The organism is Myroides sp. N17-2 (assembly GCF_002286775.1).
Lineage (GTDB): Bacteria > Bacteroidota > Bacteroidia > Flavobacteriales > Flavobacteriaceae > Flavobacterium.
In genome coordinates this window covers 1-1,691 of the sequence record NZ_NSGJ01000096.1, presented here as the reverse complement: position 1 = coordinate 1,691, position 1,691 = coordinate 1, and the positions used below count along the sequence as shown (strand labels likewise).

General features: G+C 37.1%; 1 protein-coding gene. It reads left to right on the top strand.

Features of this window, described 5'->3' with window-relative positions:
• Positions 1-1,386: TraM recognition domain-containing protein (locus CF599_RS19215; RefSeq protein WP_254050370.1), on the top strand; the 1,386-nt coding region annotated here is incomplete at its 5' end.
• Between the last annotated feature and the right edge of the window lie 305 nt (positions 1,387-1,691).

Here is a 1,691-nt window from a genome sequence, read left to right as displayed (position 1 = left end):
CACAAGAATATTGAATTACTTGAGCCGTATGCGGGGAAACTCGCACGTACGGTTCTTAGGGGGGAAAGAGGCAGTAATGCCTCCGACCTACCCGACGATGACCTATCGACTATTGCTTATAATCATTTACTTCTCCACAAAGATAAATATGCTATTGCGCCTAAGTTCTACGTCATAAACTTTGATGATCCAAGTCGTAGTCACCGCTGTAATCCGATTAACCCATCGTTTATGACAGATATATCGGATGCCTATGAATCAGCCTATACCATTATGCTTAATTTGAATCGCTCGTGGATACAAAAGCAAGGGGACTTCTTTGTAGAGTCTCCAATCATCCTCTTAGCCGCTATTATTTGGTTTTTAAAGCTTTATCAAAACGGAAAGTATTGTACGTTTCCTCATGCTATTGAGTTACTTAATAAAAAATACGCGGACGTATTTACAATCCTTACCTCCTATTCTGATTTAGAGAACTACCTCTCTCCTTTTATGGATGCGTGGGAAGGTGGAGCGCAAGATCAATTACAAGGACAAATAGCTTCGGCTAAAATCCCCCTGTCTCGTATGATATCACCTTCACTGTATTGGGTGATGACAGGAGATGATTTTTCACTCGATATCAATAACCCCAAAGAGCCTAAAATACTATGTGTAGGGAATAACCCTGACAGACAGAATATTTACTCTGCTGCTCTTGGCCTTTATAACTCGCGTATTGTAAAACTAATCAATAAAAAAGGACAGCTTAAAAGCTCAGTGATCATTGATGAGTTACCAACCATCTATTTTAGAGGACTAGATAATCTTATTGCTACAGCTCGTAGTAATAAAGTAGCTGTGTGTTTAGGATTTCAAGATTTCTCACAACTAAACAGAGATTACGGAGATAAAGAAAGTAAGGTTATTCAAAACACAGTTGGTAATATCTTTTCAGGTCAAGTTGTTGGAGATACAGCTAAAGCCTTATCAGAACGCTTTGGGAAGATTCTTCAAAAGCGTCAAAGCATTTCTATTAATAGAAATGATCGCTCGACCTCCTTCTCTACCCAGCTTGATACCCTTATTCCAGCTTCTAAAATATCAACTCTTACCCAAGGAATGTTTGTAGGGGCTGTATCTGATAATTTTGATGAGCGAATAGAGCAAAAGATATTTCACTGTGAAATAGTGGTTGATAATGAGAAGGTCAGTCAGGAAATGAAAGCTTATAAGAAGATACCTCAGATTACGTCCTTTACAGATGCTAACGGAAATGATACTTTAAATCAGACCATTCAAGCGAACTATAAACAGATTAAACTAGATATTGAGTCTATTATAAACGATGAGCTGAAACGCATTGAAAATGATCCTGATTTGGTTCATTTGATTAATAAGAAGTGATAAGTGTTTCGTTTCAATTTGTGTCAGTCTTTTTGACGTATGTTTTGGTTTTGTAATTATAACGATGGTTCGTATTTTATAGTTATAGCAATAGTTGGTGTTTTTATTTTTTATCAATTACCTCACTAAGCTAGGTAATGCCTCGCGGTTCGCTAGGCAAAGAATTCCCCCATAAACGCTTGACGATGTCTTCGCTTTATTGCGTTGCTTTTTGCGCTCGCTTGAGTCTTACCTGTGCTTGCTCCATAATTAATTTAAAAATTTAATATTATGGAAACTACAGTTTTAAAAAGCAATTGGTTAGT